22 protein-coding genes and 1 tRNA gene are annotated in these 21,418 nt (G+C 66.4%); 8 read left to right on the top strand and 15 right to left on the bottom strand.

Annotated features, from left to right (window positions below; genetic code table 11):
• Positions 1 to 201: 201 nt before the first annotated feature.
• From EB75_RS05990 to EB75_RS05980, 3 genes are all read right to left on the bottom strand, one after another.
• Positions 202 to 1,254: a hypothetical protein gene (locus EB75_RS05990; protein WP_142239452.1), complete on the bottom strand. Its 1,053-nt coding sequence runs from the start codon at positions 1,252 to 1,254 to the stop codon at positions 202 to 204.
• A 121-nt stretch (positions 1,255 to 1,375) separates the two neighbouring features.
• Positions 1,376 to 1,846 (bottom strand): cyanase, encoded by a 471-nt coding sequence (cynS, locus tag EB75_RS05985; protein WP_073694555.1) that lies wholly within the window; start codon positions 1,844 to 1,846, stop codon positions 1,376 to 1,378.
• Between the two features lie 47 nt (positions 1,847 to 1,893).
• The gene (locus tag EB75_RS05980; RefSeq protein WP_142239451.1) at positions 1,894 to 2,121 is read right to left on the bottom strand and encodes a hypothetical protein; all 228 of its coding nucleotides are present in this window, start codon (positions 2,119 to 2,121) and stop codon (positions 1,894 to 1,896) included.
• Between the two features lie 104 nt (positions 2,122 to 2,225).
• Here EB75_RS05980 and cynR point away from each other — a divergent pair, with 104 nt between their 5' ends.
• From cynR to EB75_RS05950, 6 genes are all read left to right on the top strand, one after another.
• Positions 2,226 to 3,134, top strand: coding sequence for a transcriptional regulator CynR (gene cynR / locus EB75_RS05975; RefSeq protein WP_073694553.1), 909 nt, complete (start codon positions 2,226 to 2,228; stop codon positions 3,132 to 3,134).
• A gap of 175 nt (positions 3,135 to 3,309) precedes the next feature.
• The gene (gene arr, locus EB75_RS05970; protein ID WP_073694552.1) at positions 3,310 to 3,738 is read left to right on the top strand and encodes an NAD(+)--rifampin ADP-ribosyltransferase; all 429 of its coding nucleotides are present in this window, start codon (positions 3,310 to 3,312) and stop codon (positions 3,736 to 3,738) included.
• Positions 3,739 to 3,803: 65 nt separating this feature from the next.
• Positions 3,804 to 4,124, top strand: a complete 321-nt coding sequence (locus EB75_RS05965; RefSeq protein ID WP_073694551.1) for an ArsR/SmtB family transcription factor — start codon at positions 3,804 to 3,806, stop codon at positions 4,122 to 4,124.
• Complete coding sequence (locus EB75_RS05960; RefSeq protein WP_073694550.1) at positions 4,121 to 4,597, top strand: SRPBCC family protein; 477 nt, start codon at positions 4,121 to 4,123, stop codon at positions 4,595 to 4,597. The genes EB75_RS05965 and EB75_RS05960 overlap by 4 nt, the downstream gene beginning before the upstream one ends.
• A 20-nt stretch (positions 4,598 to 4,617) precedes the next feature.
• A complete protein-coding gene (locus EB75_RS05955) occupies positions 4,618 to 5,226 on the top strand; it encodes a maleylpyruvate isomerase family mycothiol-dependent enzyme (RefSeq protein WP_073694579.1) in 609 nt (202 codons plus the stop codon).
• A gap of 141 nt (positions 5,227 to 5,367) precedes the next feature.
• A complete protein-coding gene (locus EB75_RS05950; RefSeq protein WP_073694549.1) occupies positions 5,368 to 8,667 on the top strand; it encodes a beta-propeller fold lactonase family protein in 3,300 nt (1,099 codons plus the stop codon).
• Here EB75_RS05950 and EB75_RS05945 read toward each other — a convergent pair.
• The 7 genes from EB75_RS05945 to EB75_RS05915 all read right to left on the bottom strand — a co-directional run bounded on the left by EB75_RS05945 (position 8,664) and on the right by EB75_RS05915 (position 15,157).
• The gene (locus EB75_RS05945) at positions 8,664 to 9,845 is read right to left on the bottom strand and encodes a permease (RefSeq protein WP_073694548.1); all 1,182 of its coding nucleotides are present in this window, start codon (positions 9,843 to 9,845) and stop codon (positions 8,664 to 8,666) included. The genes EB75_RS05950 and EB75_RS05945 overlap by 4 nt on opposite strands.
• A 10-nt stretch (positions 9,846 to 9,855) precedes the next feature.
• On the bottom strand, positions 9,856 to 10,989 hold the full coding sequence (locus tag EB75_RS05940; RefSeq protein WP_073694578.1) for a sensor domain-containing diguanylate cyclase: 1,134 nt from the start codon (positions 10,987 to 10,989) through the stop codon (positions 9,856 to 9,858).
• Between the two features lie 170 nt (positions 10,990 to 11,159).
• The gene (locus EB75_RS05935) at positions 11,160 to 12,077 is read right to left on the bottom strand and encodes an alpha/beta fold hydrolase (RefSeq protein WP_073694547.1); all 918 of its coding nucleotides are present in this window, start codon (positions 12,075 to 12,077) and stop codon (positions 11,160 to 11,162) included.
• A 116-nt stretch (positions 12,078 to 12,193) separates the two neighbouring features.
• The gene (locus EB75_RS05930) at positions 12,194 to 13,177 is read right to left on the bottom strand and encodes a hypothetical protein (RefSeq protein ID WP_073694546.1); all 984 of its coding nucleotides are present in this window, start codon (positions 13,175 to 13,177) and stop codon (positions 12,194 to 12,196) included.
• Between the two features lie 2 nt (positions 13,178 to 13,179).
• Entirely contained in the window at positions 13,180 to 13,863 is a 684-nt protein-coding gene (locus tag EB75_RS05925; RefSeq protein ID WP_073694545.1) for a hypothetical protein, read from the bottom strand.
• Positions 13,860 to 14,678: a TIGR04255 family protein gene (locus tag EB75_RS05920; RefSeq protein WP_073694544.1), complete on the bottom strand. Its 819-nt coding sequence runs from the start codon at positions 14,676 to 14,678 to the stop codon at positions 13,860 to 13,862. The genes EB75_RS05925 and EB75_RS05920 overlap by 4 nt, the downstream gene beginning before the upstream one ends.
• A 396-nt stretch (positions 14,679 to 15,074) precedes the next feature.
• Positions 15,075 to 15,157: transfer RNA gene (locus EB75_RS05915), tRNA-Tyr, on the bottom strand.
• A 116-nt stretch (positions 15,158 to 15,273) separates the two neighbouring features.
• Between EB75_RS05915 and EB75_RS05910 the strand changes: the two genes are divergently transcribed.
• Positions 15,274 to 15,765, top strand: a complete 492-nt coding sequence (locus tag EB75_RS05910; RefSeq protein ID WP_020101292.1) for a YajQ family cyclic di-GMP-binding protein — start codon at positions 15,274 to 15,276, stop codon at positions 15,763 to 15,765.
• A gap of 63 nt (positions 15,766 to 15,828) precedes the next feature.
• The gene (locus tag EB75_RS05905; RefSeq protein ID WP_073694543.1) at positions 15,829 to 16,854 is read left to right on the top strand and encodes an NAD(P)H-dependent glycerol-3-phosphate dehydrogenase; all 1,026 of its coding nucleotides are present in this window, start codon (positions 15,829 to 15,831) and stop codon (positions 16,852 to 16,854) included.
• Between the two features lie 30 nt (positions 16,855 to 16,884).
• Here the strand turns inward: EB75_RS05905 and EB75_RS05900 are convergent, their stop codons facing one another.
• The 5 genes from EB75_RS05900 to EB75_RS05880 all read right to left on the bottom strand — a co-directional run.
• Positions 16,885 to 17,442, bottom strand: coding sequence for a hypothetical protein (locus EB75_RS05900; RefSeq protein WP_073694542.1), 558 nt, complete (start codon positions 17,440 to 17,442; stop codon positions 16,885 to 16,887).
• Between the two features lie 49 nt (positions 17,443 to 17,491).
• Positions 17,492 to 17,788 (bottom strand): hypothetical protein, encoded by a 297-nt coding sequence (locus tag EB75_RS05895; protein WP_073694577.1) that lies wholly within the window; start codon positions 17,786 to 17,788, stop codon positions 17,492 to 17,494.
• A gap of 140 nt (positions 17,789 to 17,928) precedes the next feature.
• Positions 17,929 to 19,500, bottom strand: coding sequence for a sensor histidine kinase (locus EB75_RS05890; protein ID WP_286150091.1), 1,572 nt, complete (start codon positions 19,498 to 19,500; stop codon positions 17,929 to 17,931).
• Positions 19,501 to 19,519: 19 nt separating this feature from the next.
• Positions 19,520 to 20,302: a response regulator transcription factor gene (locus EB75_RS05885; RefSeq protein WP_073694540.1), complete on the bottom strand. Its 783-nt coding sequence runs from the start codon at positions 20,300 to 20,302 to the stop codon at positions 19,520 to 19,522.
• A gap of 85 nt (positions 20,303 to 20,387) precedes the next feature.
• On the bottom strand, positions 20,388 to 21,418 hold a 1,031-nt coding region (locus EB75_RS05880), incomplete at its 5' end, for an IS3 family transposase (protein ID WP_083612005.1).

The following is a 21,418-nucleotide window of genomic DNA, read 5'->3' as shown; positions in this document are numbered from 1 at the left end:
CGAATGTGTGCTAGGCACCGATTTCACGCCATTCGGCAGGTGCCGAGCACCACCACCCCCACCTGGGCATTTACCCAAAGATGGTGCATCCCAACAACTTTGGATAACGACGGCACCACTACCGCCAAGTACATTGAGCCGCAAAACAATTCACGACGCAGGGCAGGCTCTGCGTCGTGAATTCAATATTCGGGAGGAGGGTTACCGACTCGCAAACCTGGTGAGGGTCCCGCCGTGCATCGCACGGCCCGCGCGGGCCTGCCGGAAGCCGATCAGCCCGCCCGCTCCGGTCAGCACCAGTAGGCCGGTGAAGCCGGGAACCGCGACGGCAGCGACCTCGCCGAGGCCCGCTGCGCGCAGGTCGTCGGAGTAGCCCGCCCGGTATGCCGGGGCCGCGGCGATCGTGTTGTCGGCGGCGAAGGTCAGGTCCGCCGGTCGAGGTCCGCCCTGCGGCAGTTCGCCGGCCGCACCGGTGATCCCGGCAAAGCGTGAAATCGGCTGTGATCCAAGCGATGCGGGAGCCTCGCCGCGCGCGCCGAGACTCCGGTCGAAGGAGACGGACTGCGGCGTACCGGATGCGGGCATGAGGGTGACCGCCGACAGCGCCGCCGCCTCCGAGGTCAGCCCGTGAACCAGTGGCAGCGCTTGCGCCACAGCAAATCCCGGCAATGCGGCCACACTCTGGATCGGCTCGCTCACGGCCGGCGGCAGCGGGCCCGACAGCGCCGTGACCGGCGCCAGCGGGACATCCGCCACGACGACGGCAGCCTGCGCGGTCACGACGGCCGCCTGGACCAGCGGGGCGGCGATTGGCTGGACCGACGGTGCGGGAGTGGGGGTTTCGGCAACGTTCGTGGGTTCGCTGGCAGCTGTGCTCTGGGTTCCAGCGAGGACGCCCGTCGGCTGACTGGTCGATGCACCCGAGGACGAGTTCGCGGAGGAGATGTTGGAGCCGTTGCGACCGTCGCCGAACCTGGGTGTCAGTTGCTGGCCCGCCGACGGCGTGGCACCGAAGCCCGTGAGCGCACCGGTTCCAGCCGTGGTCGCGGCGGTGGTCAGGCCGCCGAAGGTCTTGTGCAGATCTCCGAGTGACGACAAGCCCGGGCGTGACGTGCCTGAGCTGTTTCCACCAGTCCCATCCGAAACACCTGGCGAAAGCGGGAGGTCGGACGGCACCGCGTTAGCCGCCCCGGCGCCGAGTACCGGCGCGGCAACCAGCCAGGTCACCGCCGCCATTCGCAGGTGCGTCGCCACGCTGCATCCATCCTCTCGAAGCCGACCGTCAGTGGTCTCCGTCTAGTTTGCCACGAGAATTTGCTGTTGCGAAAATTTTTGTGACATCAACCACTGACATTATTGCAGTCCGCGCAAGAAATCAGAACGGCACCGTCGGCAGGTACTTGCCATCGAGGGTGATGACGGCGCGTTCGCCACCGTCGGGGTCAGCAACCTTCTTCACATCCAGCCGGAAGTTGATGGCCGAGATGATGCCGTCGCCGAACTGCTCGTGGACGAGCGCCTTGAGCGTGGTGCCGTAGACCTGGAGCATCTCGTAGAAGCGGTAGATGGTCGGGTCGGTGGGAATGCCGCCGGGGATGGAGCCGCGGGTCGGGATGGTCTGCAGCAACCGCACCGCGTCGTCGTCCAGGCCCAGCAGGGCACCGACGGCCTGGGCAGACTCCGCCGGCAGCGCGTGCTGGCCGAGGATGGCAGCCGTCGTGAAGGCCACCGACAGACCGGCGGCGTCGGCAAGTTGCTGCCAGGACAGGTCCTTGCGGGTCTTGGCCTCGACGGCGGTGGCGGCGAGGAGCTGACGGGCGGTCGGGTCGAACTGGGCGTGGATCATGGGGTCTTCCTTCCGGATTGTTTTCTGACCGAGAACTCAGGGCTGGATCAATGCTGTGCCCACGTGCCGTACGGCACCATCGGGTTGGTCCCGAACGGCACATACGGATTGGCGCCGCCGAGGAACGAATCCTGCGCGTACACCGGAACCGGCCCGGGCAGGGCCACGGAGCCGTCGCTGTCCGCCAGCGCCGGCGCGGCCAGGGCGATACCGGCGACGGCAAGCGCTCCAGCGGCCAGTCCTGTCACTACGGCGGCGAGGCTGTTCTTCTTCATGATGATGATTCCTTTCTGGCTGTATTCACCATGCATGAACAGCACATATAACGTCCAATAGATAATTTGGACATTTCTCATAGGCGCTGCCTATAGTTGGTGCCATGGCCGGACCAGAGCTCCGTCACCTGCGGTATCTGCTCGCCGTCGCTGAACACGGCAACTTTTCCCGCGCCGCCGAAGAGCTGTATGTGTCGCAACCCACGCTCTCCCAGCAGATCAAACAGCTGGAGAACACGCTCGGCGTCCAGCTACTCGACCGCAGTGGCCGCACCGTGCGGCTGACCGATGCCGGTGCCGCCTACGCCGACCGGGCCCGGTGCGCGCTCCGCGAGCTGGCCGCCGCCGAACGTGCCATCGAAGACGTCCGCGACCTCTCGCGCGGTCACCTGCGCCTGGGCATCACGCCGACGTTCACGGCCTACTTCGTCGGCCCGCTCACCGCCGAGCTGCACGCGCGGCATCCCGGCATCAGCCTGACAGTGGTCGAGATGTCCCAGGACGGCATCGAGGCGGCGCTCCTGGCCGACGACCTCGACGTCGGCATCGCCTTCATCGGCACCCCTGTCCCCGGCATCGACGCCGCCGCGCTGTTCACCGAGCACCTGGGCCTGGTGGCGAGTGCGTCCCGGGCCCGGACCCTGCCGGATCCGTTGCCCGTCGGAGCGCTGGACGACGTCGACCTGGCGCTGCTCTGCAGCGACTTCGCGACCCGTACCCACATCGACCTGTACTTCGCGGAGCACCACGTCGAGCCACGGATTTCCGTCGAAGCCAACTCCGTCCAGGCCCTCACCGAGATCGTGCAGCGCACACCGCTGGCGACGGTCCTGCCGGATGCCGTCACCCATGACCGCCTGCACCTGACACCGGTGCCGGTCGACCCACCGATGCCGACCCGGACCGTCGCGCTCCTGCGCCGCGACGGCGGGTACCAGAGCGCGGCGGCCGCGGCGTTCGTGCAGCTGACCCACGATCTGGTCGCGGCCCGCGGCTATGCGCCGCCGGGGTGATCGTCAGCCGAAAAGTGATTGCCCCGCAACATAATTCGCCTTCCAGCGGTACCGGCGAACTCGGCCGTGGATGTTCCTCCCACTCTCAATTTATGGCAGAGACCGGGGCTTGCCGCAAGACCCCGGTCGTGCCGCACAATCGTCCGATCTGGAGATGAGACGACTGGGGGACGTCATGACGAACACACCGAAACCGTTTGAAGTGCACGAGTTGGGCGCGCTGCTGCACGGCACCAAAGCCGACCTTTCGGTCGGAGATCTGCTGATCCCCAGATGCGCGTCGAACTACGAAGAAGGCCGGATCTCGAACCACGTCTACGTCACGCGGACGTTGGACGCCGCGGCATGGGGTGCCGAACTCGCGGCGGGCGACGGCCGGTGCCGCATCTACATCGTGGAACCGCTCGGCGCATTGGAGGACGACCCGAACGTGACCGACAAGAAGCTGCCCGGAAATCCGACGCACTCCTACCGCACCCGGGAACCGGTGCGAATCGTCGGCGAACTCACCGATTGGGTCGGGCATTCAGCCGAACAGCTTCAGGCCATGCGCGACGGGCTGGCCGACCTGCAACGACGTGGCCTCGCCGTCATCTACGACTGAGTCGCGTCGCGTCGGGCTGTGGCGACCCTTTTCAATCGGACTTCGTAAGTTTAGACTTACCGTTAGTGACCACTTACGAAACCGCCGACCCCTGGGGCGCACTCGCCGATGGCACCCGCCGCACCATCTTCAAACGATTGGCCGATGGGCCGTGCGCAGTCGGCGAGCTGGCCGCAGGGCTGCCGGTCAGCCGGCCGGCGGTGTCGCAGCACCTCAAAGTGCTGCGCTGCGCCGGGCTGGTCACCGACCGCCAAGTGGGCACCCGGCGCCTCTACCAGGTTGACCCACGTGGCGTCGAGGCCCTCCGGGCCGAGCTGGACATGTTCTGGGACAAGGCATTGACGGCGTTCAAGGAGATCGCCGACGAAGAAGGGAAGCGTTCATGACCGACGTGGCACCGATCCGCAAGAGCGTCGTCGTCGAGGCGCCGGTCGACAAGGCGTTCGCGTTGTTCGTCGGCCGCTTCGACGCCATCAAGCCCCGCGACCACAACCTGCTGGCGGTACCCATCGCGGAGACGGTGTTCGAAACCCATGTGGGCGGCCACATCTACGACGTGGGGACCGATGGCAGCACGTGCCGGTGGGCGCGCGTGCTGGCTTACGAGCCGCCGAGTCGAGTGGTGTTCTCGTGGGACATCGGGCCGACATGGCAGGTCGAATCCGACCTCGAGAAGACCAGCGAGGTCGAGGTGCGCTTCGTCGCCGAGTCCGACGCGCGAACGCGCGTCGAGTTGGAACACCGGCATCTGGAGCGGCACGGCACCGATTGGCGCTCGGTGGCCGACGGTGTCGACGGCGAGGCCGGGTGGCCGCTGTACCTCGCCCGGTACCGGGACCTCGCCGCCGAGGAGGCGTGACCGTGCCGGCGCAGCGTTCCATGATGGACCTGGCCTACGAGGAGCGCCGCGACTTCGCCGCGTATCTGCGGACGCTGTCCGACGCCGACTGGCAGGCCCCGACCCTGTGCACCGTGTGGTCTGTCAAAGACGTTGTCTCGCATGTCATCAGCTATGAGGAACTCGGCGTGGTCGGCCTGGTGCAGCGGTTCGCCCGCGGCTGGATCGTCCACGCCAACGAGGTGGGTGTGCGGGACTTCGCGTCCTACACCCCCGCCCAACTAGTCGACTTCCTCGAGGCCCACCTGCGACCGCAGGGACTGACCTCGGGGTTCGGCGGGATGATCGGCCTGGTCGACGGGACCGTCCATCACCAGGACATCAGGCGGGCACTCGGCCACCCACGCACCATCCCGGCCGAACGCCTCGAACGGATCCTGCCGGCCATCCCGGGCAATCCCCGACTCGGCGCCGGCAGGCGGATCCGGGGACTGCGCCTGAGAGCCACCGACGTGTCCTGGGAGCACGGCGAGGGACCGGAGGTGACCGGTACCGGTGAGGCCCTGCTCATGGTGATGACGGGTCGCCCGGCAGCACTCGCCGAATTGAGCGGCCCCGGCCAGGCGACCCTCGCGCAGCGGTTGTCGTAGTCGCTCGGCGGCCCTCCGCGGCGCAGAGGGAATGCAGTAGTGCGGTACTGCAGACATGGGGTCTCGCGTGCGGCATATTCCCAGTAGGGGGACAGCTGTCCCTCTATCGGGCCGCTGACCGTCACGGCGAGAGGACCGACCATGAACAACGCCACGTACGTCGGACGGATCGGTGGGCTGGCAGTTGCGCTGGGGGTCGGTTTCGCGATCGCGAGCGGCCCGGGTGTGGCCTGGGCCGACGACGCCGCGAATGCCGGGGCCACGAACCCCGGGGCCACGGCACCGGCGCACGCCGACGCACCCGCGGCAACAAAGAAGCCGGGTCCGAAGACCCCGAAGTCCAAGCGTGCGGCGGCCAAGCCCAGTAGCGACACGCAACGGAGCGTGAAGCCGACAGCAGCTACCAGGACGGTGACGGGTTCCGTGTCGAAACCGGCGCCCACGGCCGCGAAGGTCGATCCGGAAGCCAAGCCGTCGCCGACACCCAAGGCAGTCGCCGCCACGGCCGTCGCGACCGCAGCCGTGACGCCCGCCCCGACGGCCACGACCGGCGCCGTCAACCTGGTCTCGGCGGCCAAGGTGAATTCCGCGGCGACCGGCGGTCCCGCCGCGCCGAACTTCGCACCGCTGACCGCCGTGCTGGCGGCATGGGGCACCCGCCCCCGGCTCGAGGCCGAGACCAAAGCCGCCGCGCTCGCCTCGACCAGTCAGCTCGTGGCCACCGCCGCTGCCCCGACCCCGGCGACGGCTGTCGTCCCGTCGCCCTGGCTGAACTACTCGACGTCCATCGGGGTGGGCACCAACCCCACGAGCGAAGTGGTCGGTACCGACGGACGGCTCTACGTCGCCAACACGGGCAGCAACACGGTGTCGGTCATCAACACCACCACGGGAAAACGGATCGATGCCAACTCCAGTTGGTTGTCGCAGGACATCTCCGTGGGCGCCGCACCCAGCGCGCTGGCGCTCAGCCCCGACGGCACCCGGCTGTATGTCGCCAACAGTGGCAGCGGCACGGTGTCGGTGATCAACACCGCCGGTTACAAGCGGATCGACGCCAACCCGAGCACGTCGTCGAAGGACATCACGGTCGGCACCACCCCGAGCGCGCTGACGGTCGGCGGCGACGGCCGCCTGTATGTGGCCAACAAGGGCAGCGGCACGGTGTCGGTCGTCGACACCACCACCTATGGCGTCATCGACACCATCGCCGTCGGCAGCCAACCGATGGCTCTCGCCGTCGGCACCGGCAAGGTGTACGTCGCGAACCAGGGCAGCAACACGGTCTCGGTGATCGACACCGCCACGCTCGCCGTCACCAGTGTCGGGGTCGGCGCCCAACCCACCGCGCTCGCGGTCGGCGCCGGCAACACGCTGTATGTGGCGAACCAGGGCAGCAGCACGCTGTCGACCATCGACACCGTCACGAACACCTTGTCTCCCAATACAATTGGGGTTGGCCCCGCCCCCAGCTCGGTAGCGGTCAGCGCCGACGGCAGCGTCGCCTACGTTGCCAACGCCAATGACACCGTCTCGGTGATCAACACCACCACCTCGGCGCTCGTCAGCACCGTCCGGTTCGACACCGACGCCACCGGCGCCCATGCCGTCACCGTCGCCCCCAATGGGGCCGTCTACGTCGTCGATGCGACCGACCGCACCGTGCGGGTGCTGGTGCCGCCATCCCAGATCGCGACGTCGGTCACGAAGATCGGAACCGTCGGCGTCTCCGGCGTCGGCTCGACCCTGTTGAGCAATGACGGCACCCGCGCGTTGGTCGTCACCGGGCCCGCCCCGACCTCGACAACCAGCACGACGCGCGTCGCGGTCATCGACACCGCGACGGGCAAGCAGGTCGGCAGCACGGTCTCCATCGCCGGCAAGCCTGTCGTACCGTCGTTCAGCGCCGACGGCACCCGGGCCGTGATCACCGCGGCGGGCCCCACGGCCACGCAGCTGGCGGTGATCGACCTCGCGACCGGCAAGCAGACCGGTGCCACGCTCACGTTGCCGGGCGCGGTCGGCGTGCAGCTGCTGTCCGCCGACGGCAGCCGCGCTCTGACCACCACGTACGGCTCGGGAACCACCCAGGTCGCGGTGATCAACACGCTCACCGGCGCCCAGACCGGCACCACTGTCTCCGTCACCGGCAACAGCCTGGAAGCACCCGTCCTGAACGCCGACCGCACCCGCGCGCTGATCACCACCAGCCGCCCGATCTGGGAGGCCCCCGACACGACGCGGGTGGCCGTGCTGGACACCACCACCGGCACACAGCTCGGCACGACCGTCGAGATCGCCGGCAACGAGCTGGCTCCACCGGTTCTGAACGCCGACGGCAGCCGCGCGGCGATCACCAATCAGATCGGGGATTTCGCGTCGGGCTACACCACGCAGGCGACGGTGCTCAACGTCGCGACGGGCGCGCAGGTGGGCACCACGCAGACCCTCGACGGCACCGGCATTCCTTATGGCGCACCGGTGTTCAACGCAGCCGGCAACCGTGTCGCCTTCATGGCCCGCACCGAGGATCCGGTCAACACGTTCACCACCCGGCTGGCAGTGCTCGACGCCCTCACCGGCGCGCCGGTCGGCACGGGTGTCGTCGTCGGCGGCGACGGGGCCCGCGAGCTCAGCGCCGACCGGACCCGCATGGTGATCACCGCGGCGTCGACCGACCCCGTCACCCAGGTGACGACCACCAAGCTCGCGACCGTCGACCTCGCCACCGGCAACCAGGTCGGTGACGTGACACTGCCCGGCACGTGGCGGTCCATGCTCATGACCCCCGACGGCAGCCGCGTGGTGACCATCAGCGGCGACACCGCCGGGACGCACGTCGCCGTGATCAACACCCTCACCGGAGCCCAGACCGGCACCACCCTCGACCTCGCGGGCGAGGAATTCGGCTCCCGCCTGATCAGCGTCGACGGCAGCCGGGCGCTGATCGCCACGTCCGTCTACAACGGGGCCACGAGCGTCAACACCGAGCGGTTGACGGTGCTCGACACGACGACCGGCGCCCAGATCGGCAACACTGTGACGCTCACCGGCTTCCTCAACGGGCAGCTGTACAGCGCCGACACCGGGCGTGCCGTGGTGATGACCATCAGCAGCAACTTCAACACCACCGGCGTCCCCACGTCACAGGTGGCGGTGATCGATACCGGGACCGGCTTCCAGGTCGGCAGCACCCTCACCCTCAAGCCCGACAACGGCTACCTGGTGCTCAGCGGCGGCGGCACCCGCGCGGTGGTCAGCACCGGCAGTCAGTTCGTGGTCATCAACACCGCGAACGGCGCGCAGGTGGGCGGCGCCCTCACCGGGGTGGGCAGCAATCCCCTACTGACAGCCGACGGCAGCCGGACACTGACCACCGCGATATCCAAGCCCCTGTTCTCCGGGTACACCACGCAGGTGCGGGTGTTCAAGATCGTCTAGTGCATGTGATGGTCGTGGTGACCTTCTTGCCCGGCGTCAGGTGAGCCGCCCATCATGCGCAGCATCGGGATACCTCCGGTGCGCACGAAGCGGATCACCAGCGCCGCGGCCAGCAGCAGGAAGACGATGTTGAGCCAGGTGGTGTAGTTCCACGAGATGGCGCTCTCCATCACCATGGCACTGCGCTGGGTGGGGATGAGACCTGTTGCGCCGAAAAGCAATTCGACGAGGTAGCCCGCGCCGACCATCGCCACGTAGAACGTCGCCAGCAGGGTGAGCATCATCCGGGTGCCGTAATACTTCCGGTAGATGTTGAGGATCGGCAGGATCAGCAGGTCGGCGTAGATGAACGCGATCACGCCGCCGAAGCTGATCCCACCGTTCCACAGCACCGCCGCCAGGGGCACGTTCCCGATGGAGCACACGAACGAGATGATCGACACGACCGGACCGATGATCGGGCCCCAGATGGCCGACCACGTCGGGTCGTCGGCCAGGAAGAAGTTCTCCCAGAACACATTTGGCACCCACGCCGCGATGGCTCCGGCGATGAGCAGGCCGAGGATCAGGTCCCGCAGGATCGCCGCCCACTCCATGACGAACACATGCGAGACGGAGGTGAAGCCCGGGCCGGAGAACAAGCGCTCGGCGAACGAGCCCCCACCCTGGACCGACATGTCCATGGCGGCATGCCCTTCCATCGAACCGGCGATGCCGCGGTCCGCCTGCACGCGCGCCTCATCGATGAGGCGGCTGCGGACGAACAGCCGGAACAGCGCGGCGAGGATCACGATCATGATCGGGCCGCCGACGAATTCCGCAGCCGTGAACTGCCAGCCCATCAGCAGCGCCAGGATGATGCCGAGTTCGACGACGAGGTTGGTGGAGCCGATCTCGAACGCCATCGCGGCCGTGAAGTTGGCGCCTTTGCGAAACAGTGAGCGCGCCAACGCCACTGCCGCGTACGAACATGACGACGACGCGGCGCCGAGCCCCGCGGCCACCGCGAGGGTTTTCGGTTTGTCGTCGCCGAGGAGCCGCACGATGGTCGATTTCCGGACAACGGCCTGCACCACCGCCGACAGCGCGAACCCCAGGATCAGCGCCCAGAGAATCTCCCACGTCATCGAACCGGCCAGGGCCAGTGCGTGACCGATCGCAGCGATGGCGGCGTTCACCAGGCTGACGTTAGTCCCGCACGGTCCTGTCGGCGATCTGAGCCAGCCGGGCCTTCTTGTGGGCATACATCAGGCCATCGGCGTGATTGAGCAGATCGTCGACTCCGACGGTATCGGTGACCAGCACCTGCACCACGCCGATGCTCACGGAAAGCTCGTAAGGGCGGCCCCCGACGGCATTGAAGGCCGAGAATGCTTGCGCGAGCCGGGCTTCGAACTGCGACGCACCCTCTCGGTCTTCGATGAGCAGCGCGCAGAATTCGTCGCCACCGACGCGGCCCCGGATATCGGACGGCTTCAGACATCCGCGCAGGACATCGGCGACATCCACGATCAGGGCATTGCCGACATCGTGGCCGTGCGCGTCGTTCACCGGTTTGAGGCCGTCGATGTCGAGGTACGCCAGCATGCAGCTGCCCCCGCGGCGCCGCACCTCGCGCAGCGCCTGTTCCGCCAGCAGATAGAAGCCGCGACGATTGGACAGCCCGGTCAGCTCATCGGTGGTCGCAAGCCGGCGGTTCTCCTCCATCGCCGATTCCAGTTCGGCCGTTCGCGAGCGCACCCGTTCTTCCAGCTCTGTGCGCACCCGCAGGTTCTCCCTGGTCACCGAGATGTTCTCCATGGCCACCGAGGTCGAATCTGCCAGTGCCTGAAGCAGTTCCACTTCTTTCGGCGTCGGCTGCCGCTCGCGCGCCCAGTAGCTGCCGATCGCCCCGAGCGGGTCGAGCGTGCGGATCGGGACCATGACGAGGCTCTTGACGAACGTCGGCCGGTAGGCATCGTGCGGGATGCGGTCATCCTGATAGATGTCCGGGATCACGGCCGGTGCCCGGTTGAGCATCACCCAGCCGCTGATGCACGTCTCGAGCGGGAAGCGGCAGCCTTTCCACAACGGGGCGATCGCGTCTTCGTCGGCGTAGTAGCACTCGTCGTTTTCGCGAAGCACGAATGTGGCGCCGTCACATCCGGTGATCCCGCGCGCCGCCGCGCGGACGATGTGCTGGATATCGTCGAGGCTGCGCGCCAGGGACAGCTCCTGCACTGCCCGCAGCAGCCTTCGGGTACCGGCCAGATAGTCAGCGTCGGAGAATTCTCGAATCTGGGCCTGTGCGTTTGCCGAAGCTGAACACGGCTCGGTATTCATCGCACTCATAGCACACCTCCAGGCGAGGATACCGCGATTGCAGACATCGTAACCAGGACTTTTACGGAGCGCTGAGTTCACGCAGCCCGGCACCACGCAACACCAGAGCCAGTCCGGCGAGTTAGCCGGGAATCGACGCCGGCGGAAATATATCGCCGGGACGGCTGGGGCTAGGAGGGACTACCGATGAAGTCGATGCCTGCGGTGATCGCCGGCCGGTGGCGCAGCATCCGGTAGTGCGCCAGCTTGCCGAGTCCCTTGGTGGTCAGCAGCTGGGCGCCGGGCCACGAGGCGGCGAGTTTCTCGCTCGACGAGTAGGGGCTGTCGGGGTCGTCGGGGTCGTGGATGAGCAGCAGCGGCGGGTGGCCTGCGCGGGCGGCGAGGTTGACCATGTTGGTGGCTTCGAGCGACATGCCGATGCGGCGCACCAGTCGCCGCTGCAGGCCGGCCCGGATGCGCGGGCCGAAGTTGTGACGGGCGGCGAACAGGTCCAGGTACATCGGGTAGTCGCCCATCGGCGCGAGCAGCACCAACCGGCCGACCTTGGCGCCGTTCACCGCGGCGGCCATGGTGGTTGCGTTGGCCCCGAGCGAGTGCGCGACGACCGCATGGGCGGGCCCGTGCTCGCGGATGACGGCCGCGACCGCGTCGGCGCATTCGATGGCGGTCGTGCGTCCCGGCGCGAGTGCGCCCGGGTCGGACTCGTTGTGGCTCGGCAGATCGAACGCGATGACCCGGTAGCCGGCCGCGACGAGCGGCTTGATGAACATGCCCAGGTGCGGGCGGCGCCCGCCCCAGCCGTGGACCAGGTACACCGGCGGCCCGTCGCCCCAGTACTCGCCGGCAATGCGGTGGCCGTCCCAATGCGCTTCCAGCGGAGTGCCCGGCTGGACGCCGGGCGGCATACGCAGGCTCTGCTCGATGATCGGCGGGGTGCACCACAGCTCGGTGGCCCAGCGGGAGCCGATGGCGGGCGCGAAGCGCTCCAACAGCGCGAACTGCTTACGAATCTTCGGGTCTACCGGCGGTTGTACACCGGACCCCTCGACATCGAGCACGACATCATGATCAGAAGTGGACTCGACCATGCGTCAAATCCTAACGACCGCCCCTGATTCGGCCGAGGATGGTCCAAGCCCAAAATCCCACTGGCTGCTTGAAGTGGGAACCGTCGGCGTTGAACGAGGGTTGCCTGTCCAGTTACTCACTCCAGTGGCTTTCGTGAGTCTGACAGGTAGTCGAGATCAAGACTTTCGGACCGGAGAACACGAGCAAGCGGGAAATCATCGGTTGACGTCAGTTCAGCTGTAATGGACGCGATGATACCGCTGTACCCCAGGTCTGTGGCCGACTGCTCGCAGCGTAGCGCCCAGATCGCACAGAGGTACTGCCACGCATAGTACGTCTGCGTCGGGGTAAGGCTGTTCTTCGTGAGATAGACCGCGTAAGCGTTTGCTTGCTCAGCCAAGGGCTTCGCAGGATCAGGCTCGAGCAGATCGGTCGGCGGGTCGCTAATTTCGTCAAGATCAGATGGAACGACGTCCGGTTCCACGATCACGATCAACGTCAGTTCGAGTGCGTCAGTCGACCAGTCCTCGCATTGCACCCGCAGCGAATGGATCTTCGCGAGCACCCTACCCAGCGGGGAGTTCGGTTTGCGCGCCTTGCTTTGGAGCACTTCTCTCACAGGGCGCAGCGACTCGACAACTTCGTCGGGGTACGCGAATCGGCTGAATTTGCGAGACACAGCGAAGGCGAACTTGCGTACGTCATCATCGGTGGCGACGCCAGCGGTGCGCTGGTAATCCAGTAGGACAGTTTTCGCGACCGTGGTAACCACATCGAGGTCGGCGAAGTACCCATCCCCAAGCTGCGGTAACGGCGCATATTGCGGCCGTCGGCCCGCCATCGCCTCACCGGCAATGTTGCCGTGGAGTTCTACAACCGGCGCAATCTGAATGTGTGGACGGTCAGACTGCGCGGCGTCGCAGGACTGGCTCACCACTGCCGCTCCGAACACGCTCGCCGCGGTGAGGGGCGCCCAACCCGATCCGAACTTATAGGTGGGCGCACCCTGGAAGACATCACCTTGTCTCCAGTCGCGGCATTCATCGCCAATCTCTTCTGCCGACTCGCGCCGCTGGCTGCCTCTTTGCAGCAATGCCCGCAGTCCGTCAAGTACCCACACCGTTACTGACCGACTTCACCCGCCGACTCGCGTATAGCGTCGATCAGGTGCTCCGGGCCCACCGGCATACCCCAGGTCGCGCCCGACGACCGCTCCCGCCGGAGACGGTCCACGACACTCATCCCATCAGTTCCGACGTCGAGGAGTTTCGCGCGCACGTCATCTGGTGTTACGCCCGAGATGGTTGCCTGAATCTCTTTGACGATGGCACTGAACTCACGCAACCGGCGAGCGTTCGATTCGTTCAGCCGCCCTCCGTTGGACCACATATGCACAGCACGCCGCGACACACCGAACACCTTGCCGAGTTGATCCCATGTGAGCCCGGAGTTCGCCTTTACCCAGGAGATTTCTTCACGATCGGTTCGGGAGACGTCGGTTACGACAGCGCGGGTAACAGCCTGCGGCCGAACCGTGCGTACCGCAATGGCGGGAGTCGGTGCGAACTCTCCGCGGTAGGTTCCTCCGACCGCGCGCTGTGGCAGAAACCCATCAGCGCCGCCGCTCGAAGTACCAGCGATTCCGGACATCGCCAGCGCGATGGGTAGGAGAAGGGTGGCGGCGCTGGTGGCGATCGTCCCTCGATGGCTGCGCTCTCGGAGGCCAGTGGAGTTGTCGGTTCCCACCTCGCCGAAGCCATACTCCGCAGGAAGCAGGTCAGTCCCTCGCGCAGACGTCGTTGTCATAGCTGTCCTCCGAATGCTGCGAGGAACTCGTCAGTCACTGCCCAACGGAAGAACCTGTACCCGTGGAGAGAAAGTGCCTTGACGTCCTCGATGAGGTCATCTGGCTTCTTAGCTCCCGCGGTGAACTCTTGGTAGGAGTCGGTGTCGAGCACCCACGTCGGGTAGCCACACGGCTGGCTGGCGGTGTCGATGATCGCGCCCGCGGGGAGCAGCCCCCACCGCGCCATGAAACGACCGCCATCTGCGAACCGGTACTGCGTCTCACTGATAGTCGACATGAGTTCGGCCGCAGGATGCTCCTCGACAATCGCCACTCCGAGCACCTCAGGTCGGAGCAGCTTGGAGAGCTTGTTCAAGTGCGCCTCCCGATCCGTCAGCTGGTTGATGTACCGCACACCCAGCCTGGTTATGAAGGGCACCAGCACCTGCGTATTCAGCGCCTCCCACGCGGCAGCAAATCGCTGTGCGAAATCGCTTCGGCGTGTGTATGCGGTCGTGTCGATACTGAGGAAGGTGCCTCCGAAGCTAACCTGCCACGAGCCGTCCGCGCTTGCTAGCCGCCATAGCCGAGTCGAGGTGCTCCCCTCAGTCATGCCACCGGGCGTCAGCGTCACCGAGACCTCGCGCCCCTCCTCGATCAGCGGGTAATCGTCAGCGAGTGCCGCTGCGATGGCGGCCGCAACGGCGTCCTCGTTGGAGGTGAACTTCGTCAGTTGCTGGAATCTGACTTGCGCGATGGTGCGAACCAGCGGATCAGGTTCAAGAGGGATGTATCCGGGCTCTTGCACGGCGAAGGGATTCGGAGTGGTCGCCATACTTCACACTCTACTTCACACCTACGACAACCAGGCGGTTGCGATGTTCCGCCTGCCCCGCAGTTGCAGGTAGTCCCGGCTCACCGCTTTACCGTTCGTTGTCCGCCATGGGGGTCGGCTGGACACCCTGGCCATCCGACTCGACTACTGGCGGCATCGCAGTCACCGTGAGGGGTGCTTCGCGATCAGTTCGCCAATCGGCAGCACGAACCGTTCCGGCAGCGTGACCGGAGTGCTGTCACCTGCCCACGGAGCTCAACTACGAAAGGCGGGCCTTCGCCCGGCCCGCACGTACACACAAACCACTCCCGCACGGAGTTACAGACGTGCTAACCATCCGTCACGATTGGGCGTGCGAAGCACATCAGGCCCCCTCGAAAGGGGGCCTGATCAGTGTGGCAGGTACAGGATTCGAACCTGTGTAGGCTTTCGCCGACGGATTTACAGTCCGCTCCCATTGGCCGCTCGGGCAACCTGCCGGGTTCGTCGCCCTCCGGGGGTACCGGGTTTGGCGCGAGTAGCAGAGTACAACGAAGATGTACCGAACACGAAAACGGGCTCCTGAGCAGGGGCGGACACACGGAGAGGCAATCCAATGGCGGATTCATCGTTCGACATCGTCAGCAAGGTCGACCGACAGGAGGTCGACAATGCCCTCAACCAGGCCGCCAAGGAGCTGTCCACCCGTTTCGACTTCCGCGGTACCGACACCACCATCGCCTGGAAGGGCGATGAGGTCATCGAGCTGGTCAGCTCGACCGAGGAGCGCGTCAAGGCCGCGGTCGACGTGTTCAAGGAGAAGCTGGTCCGCCGCGACATCTCGATGAAGGCGTTCGACGCCGGCGACCCGCAGCCCAGCGGCAAGACCTACCGGGTCTCGGGCACGTTGCAGCAGGGCATCAGCAGCGAGCAAGCCAAGAAGATCACCAAGATCATCCGCGACGAGGGCCCCAAGGGCGTCAAGGCGCAGATTCAGGGCGACGAGATCCGGGTGTCCAGCAAGAAGCGCGACGACCTGCAGGCCGTCATCGCTCTGCTGAAGGGCGCGGACCTGGACGTGGCGCTGCAGTTCGTCAACTACCGGTAGCGCTCAGGAGTCGCTGGCCGGAAACCGCACCGCCGACCCGGCCCGTCGACATAGCCTGTCGGCATGGCATCAGCGCAGCGCGAACCGACCGTCGTCGTCCTCGGTGGCGGATCCTGGGGCACCACGGTGGCTTCGATCTGCGCGCGCCGCGGCCCGACGCTGCAGTGGGTGCGGTCCGAGGAGACCGCAGCCGACATCAACGAAAAGCATTGCAACAGCCGGTATCTGGGTGACGGCGTAGCGCTGCCCGAATCGCTGCGGGCCACGACCGACTTCTCGGAGGCAGCGGGCTGCGCCGACGTCATCGTGATGGGTGTGCCGTCACACGGCTTCCGGAACGTGCTGGGCGAGCTGGCCAAGGAACTGCGGCCGTGGGTTCCGGTGGTGTCGTTGGTGAAGGGCCTGGAGCAGGGCACCAACATGCGGATGAGCCAGATCGTGGACGAGGTGCTGCCCGGGCACCCGGCCGGAATCCTGGCCGGGCCCAACATCGCCCGTGAGGTCGCCGAGGGGTACGCGGCCGCCGCAGTGCTGGCCATGCCGGATCAGCACCTGGCCGCCAATCTCGCGACGTTGTTCCGCACCAGGCGTTTTCGCACCTACACCACCGACGACGTCGTGGGTGTCGAGATGGCCGGGGCGCTCAAGAACGTCTACGCGATAGCCGTCGGCATGGGGTACTCGCTGGGCATCGGTGAGAACACCCGCGCCCTGGTGATGGCCCGGGCGGTGGCCGAGATGTCCCGGCTCGGGGTGGCGATGGGCGGCAACCGCGACACCTTCGCGGGCCTGGCCGGCATGGGCGACCTGATCGTCACCTGCACCAGCCAGCGCAGCCGCAACCGGCATGTCGGCGAACAACTGGGCCAGGGCAAGACCATCGAGGAGATCATCGAGTCGATGAACCAGGTCGCCGAGGGCGTCAAAGCCGCCAGCGTGATCATGGAGTTCGCCGAGACGCACGGGCTCAACATGCCGATCGCCCGTGAAGTCGACCGGGTGGTCAACCACGGCGCCAAAGTGGAGGACGCCTACGCCGGCCTGGCCGCCGAGAGTCCCGGCCACGAGGTGCACGGCTCGGGGTTCTGAGTCCCGCGCACGCGAGGAACCGAACGGCAATCAGTTGAAGTAGGGATTGCGGTCTTTGGGCCTGTCCAGCAACGGATTCGACTCGTTGACGATGAAGCTGCCGGACGGGCTGACCACGAAACCGGACTGGTCGAAGCTGTTGACGCACGCCGTCATGGTGCCGTCGGTGCCGCAGGTGACGTTGCGGTAGGTGATCCGCGAACCGGCCGGCAGCGTCTGCACGGCCCCGGGCATCTCGCCGACGTACTTCGGCCCGTTCAAGGTGTTGAAGGCCGGCGCGCCGACCTGCTGGCCGACGACGACGTTGGTGCCCTCCGGGGCGCCCGGCATCGGGCCGCTACAGCCGTACTCGCCTTCGTTGCGGCGCATGATGCATGTCAGACCGCCGGGGGCCTGGAACATGTAGAACGTCCCGTCCTTGCTGGCGTAGGTCGACGGGGTGACGGGTTTGAACACGTTCAGGTTCGGCGCGGCGGGCCCCGGTGGTGGGGGTACCGGCTCCGGCGGCGGAGCGGCCGCGGCAACGCCCGGCACCAACGAGATCGCCCAAGCGGCCGCGACCGCACCGATCAGGAATCTGCTGAACATCCGCTCAGAGTAGAACCCGAGGCCCGCACCTCGCAGCGTCAGCCGCGAATCACTTGCAGCCGAGGTCGACGTACACCGTGGTGGTCTGTCCGTTCAGCCTGCCGCCCTGACTCGAAAGCTCACGGCCGTGCCGCACCGCGGTGACGGTGCATTTGTCGATGGATCCGCTGCCGATCCGGGACTCGATCACCCGGAAGCCCTCGGCCTGCAGCCGATGGATGGTCTGCGCCGCGGACTCCCCGGGGCCGGGCGGCACCACCGGGCGCGCCGCGGCCGGCGCCGCGAGCGCGAGCGTCGATGCCAGGACAATTCCGATTCCGACTGGGATCTTCGAGGGATTCTTCATCATTTTTCCTCTCCCGCATTCAGCACCGATATGGCGCCTAATCAATAAGATCAACGGTAATCGCGAAAATGACAGGAGAACGCATCCTCAGGCCGAACGCATACGGATATCGGCACAAATCAGGCGAATTCAGGCCGAATTCAAATATTCGATTCGGAGACGTGCGGGGTATGCGACTCACTCACCGTCACGTACTCCCCGACATCCCCGAGCATCGGCAGCCGAACGCGGAAAATCGTTCCAGCAGTGCTTGATTCGACTTTCACCTTGCCGCCGTGCGCGTTGACGATCGTCGCCACGATGGCCAGCCCCAGACCGGTACTGCCGAGCGCCCGCGATCGCGACTTGTCGGCGCGCACAAATCTGTCGAACAGGACCGGCAACAATTCTTCGTCAATTCCCGGACCGTCGTCGGCGACCGTCAATTCCACATATCCGGGCCCCGGTATCAAACTGGTTGTGACCGTCACTCCGGCCGGGGTGTGCACCCTGGCATTGGCCAGCAGATTGCCGACCACCTGGTGCAGCCGGGCCGGGTCACCGCGGACCCACACCGGTACGTCCGGCAGGCGCGAACGCCACCGGTGCACCGGGGACGACACCGCGGCGTCATTGACAGCGTTGATCACCAGGTCGCACATTTCGACGTCGTCGGTCTCGAGGTCCTGGCGCTCTTCCAGTCGGGAGATCAGCAGCAGGTCCTCCACCAGACCGGTCATCCGGTACGCCTCGGACTCGATGCGAGCCAGCGCGTATTCCGTGGTTTCCGGCAGCGCCGCGCTGTCCTGGCGGGTCAGCTCGGCGTAGCCGCGGATGGCGGCCAGCGGGGTCCGCAACTCGTGGCTGGCGTCGGTGAGGAACTGCCGGGTCCGGCGGTGCGACGCGGAGAGTTCGGCCAGTGCGCTGTCGACGTTGTCCAGAAGTTTGTTGAGCGTGTCCCCCACGATGCCGACCTCGGTGCGCGGGTCGGTGTCCCTCGGCCGGACGCGTTCGGTGATGCGGTGGTCATCGCTGTCGAAATTGCGCCGTGCGACCTTGGCCGCCGTCGAGGCGACGCGGCTCAGCGGCCGCAGTGCGTAGTTCACCACCGCGATGGTGCCGACGGCCGTCAGCGCGATGGCCAGCAGCGTCATGACCGCCACGGCCACCGTCTTGCGCGCCACCACACTGTTCGCCTCCTCCATGGAGACCCCGGAGACCAGCACGTCGCCGCCGCCGGCGTCCTGCCCGGCCAGCCGGTACCAACCGAGCCGTGGCAGTTTCACCGTCCGCGGCCCGAGGTTCGTCCACTGCTGCCCGCCGACGGCCTTGACCACTTCTGCCGCAACAGGTTTCGGTTCGCCATCGGGGAAGACCGCCGACTGCACGACGACGCCCTTGTGCAGCACCGCGATGAGGTTTCCCGGCGCCTGGCCGCCGAACGCGGTCAGGCCGTCTTCTCCGGCCTCGATCGGGTGCGCCGGATCACCGCGCTTGATCTCGAGCCGGTCGTACGAATGGCCGAGGGCATCGAGGGAGCGGGCCAGTTCTCCGTCGCTCATCGCCGATACGTAGCTGTGCAGGCTGTACACCGACAGCACCCCGACCGTCAGCAGCACCACCGAGACCAACGAGGTGACACCGAGCACCAGGCGTCGACGCAGGGTCCGGGGACGCCACCAGGGGACTTGAGCCGGATTCTGGGCAAGTACTCGCGTCGGTACCCGGGTCACACGCGTCACCTCGGGCAGGTTAGTCCTCCGCGTCGGCAGGACGCAGCATGTAGCCCACGCCGCGCACTGTGTGGATCATCGGGTCGCGATCGGCGTCGATCTTCTTGCGCAGATACGAGATGTAGAGGTCGACGATGCTCGACTTGCCGCCGAACCCGTAGTTCCACACCCGGTCGAGAATCTCCGCGCGGGCGATGGCCCGTCGCGGGTTACGCATCAGGTAGCGCAGCAGCTCGAACTCGGTGACGGTCAGCGTGATCGGCTCTCCGGCCCGGGTCACTTCCCGGCTCGCGCCGTTGAGCACCATGTCGCCGACCTTGAGCACCTCGTCGGACTCGGGCGCCATGTGGCTGGACCGGCGCAGCAGGCCGCGCAGCCGGGCCACCAGCTCTTCGAGACTGAACGGCTTGGTCATGTAGTCGTCAGCACCGGCGGTCAACCCTGTGACCCGGTCCATCACCGAGTCGCGCGCAGTGAGAAACAGCGTCGGGGTGTAGCCCTCGGCCTCGCGGACCCGCTGCAACAGCTGCAGGCCGTCGGTGTCGGGCAGCATGATGTCCAGCACCACGATGTCCGGTTCCATCTCACCGAACTTGGCCACCGCGTCGCGGCCGTTGTGCGCGACCTCCACGACCCAGCCTTCGTAGTGCAAAGCCATCTTGACCAGGTTGGTCAGCGCCGGCTCGTCGTCAACCAGCAACACCCGGATAGGGGAACCGTCGGCACGTTCCATACGCGGCAGCTGGCCGAGCACGGCGGCTCGGGGATGGCGCTCTCGGGGCGGTACCGACATCGTTGTCATTCTTCCATTGTGTTGAGAACACAGAAAATTGTCACTGCGTTCATACTGACCCCTCCCGGCGAGTCCGGAGGCTGTGTTCGTTGAATCACCCTGCCTTTGGTGGGGTGCGTTTGTGATCGTAGTGGAGCTTCTCGACGGCCTCGGGGGTGAAGTCGTCGAGGTACTCATGCGGACGCTCGGCGTTGAACCACACCACCCATTCGGCGGTGGCCAACTCGACCTGGTTGACGTCGCGCCACGGCCCTTGCCGGCGGATCACCTCGTTCTTGAACGACCCGACGGTCGTCTCGGCCAACGCGTTGTCCAGGGCGTCGCCGACGGAGCCGACCGAGGGATCCACGCCTTCGTCGATGAGGCGCTGGGTGAACGCCACCGAGGTGTACTGGCTGCCCGCATCGCTGTGTGCAATGAGCCCGCGCAAGCTGGTGCCGTCCTGGGTGCGGGTGAAGAATGCGTGCTCGACGGCGTCGAGGACCAGATCGGTGGTCATCGACCGGGCGGCCCTCCAGCCCACGATCCGGCGGCTGTACGCGTCGATGACGAACGCGACGTAGACGAACCCCATCCACGTCGCCACATAGGTAAAGTCGGCTACCCACAACCGATTTGGCGCCGACGCGTAGAACCGGCGGTCCACCAGATCCGGATACCGGACATGGCTGTCGTCGGCGATGGTGGTCTTGTGTTTGGACCCGTACCGGGCACCCTCCCACCCGTTGTCGCGCATGATCCGCTCCACCGTGCAGCGGGCGACGTCGTGGCCCTGGCCGCGTAGCCAGATCCACAACTTGCGTGACCCCAGCGTCTGGACGAACCTGCCCTTCTTCTTGTCTTCCCTTGCCGCGGTGATGATCTCGACCAACTCGGCATCGCGGATCTCGCGCCGGGTCGGGGACTTGGCGATCCACTCGTAGTAGGTCGACGGGCTGATCGCGGTGCCGTGCTCAGACAGCACGGCACACATGGGCTCGACACCCCAGCGCAGCCCGGCCCCGCCGTCGGGGCCGGCCACCTGATGGTCCTTGTGTTCGGCGATGAACCGGATCACCGTCTCCCGGGCCGGTCGGTGAAAGTCGGCCCGGGACGCGGTGACAACCGTTGGGGCTGTTCCGTTTT

The organism is Mycobacterium sp. ST-F2 (assembly GCF_001905655.1).
GTDB lineage: Bacteria > Actinomycetota > Actinomycetes > Mycobacteriales > Mycobacteriaceae > Mycobacterium.
The sequence above is the reverse complement of the archived record's forward strand: the minus strand, read 5'-3'. Positions and strand labels throughout refer to the sequence as shown.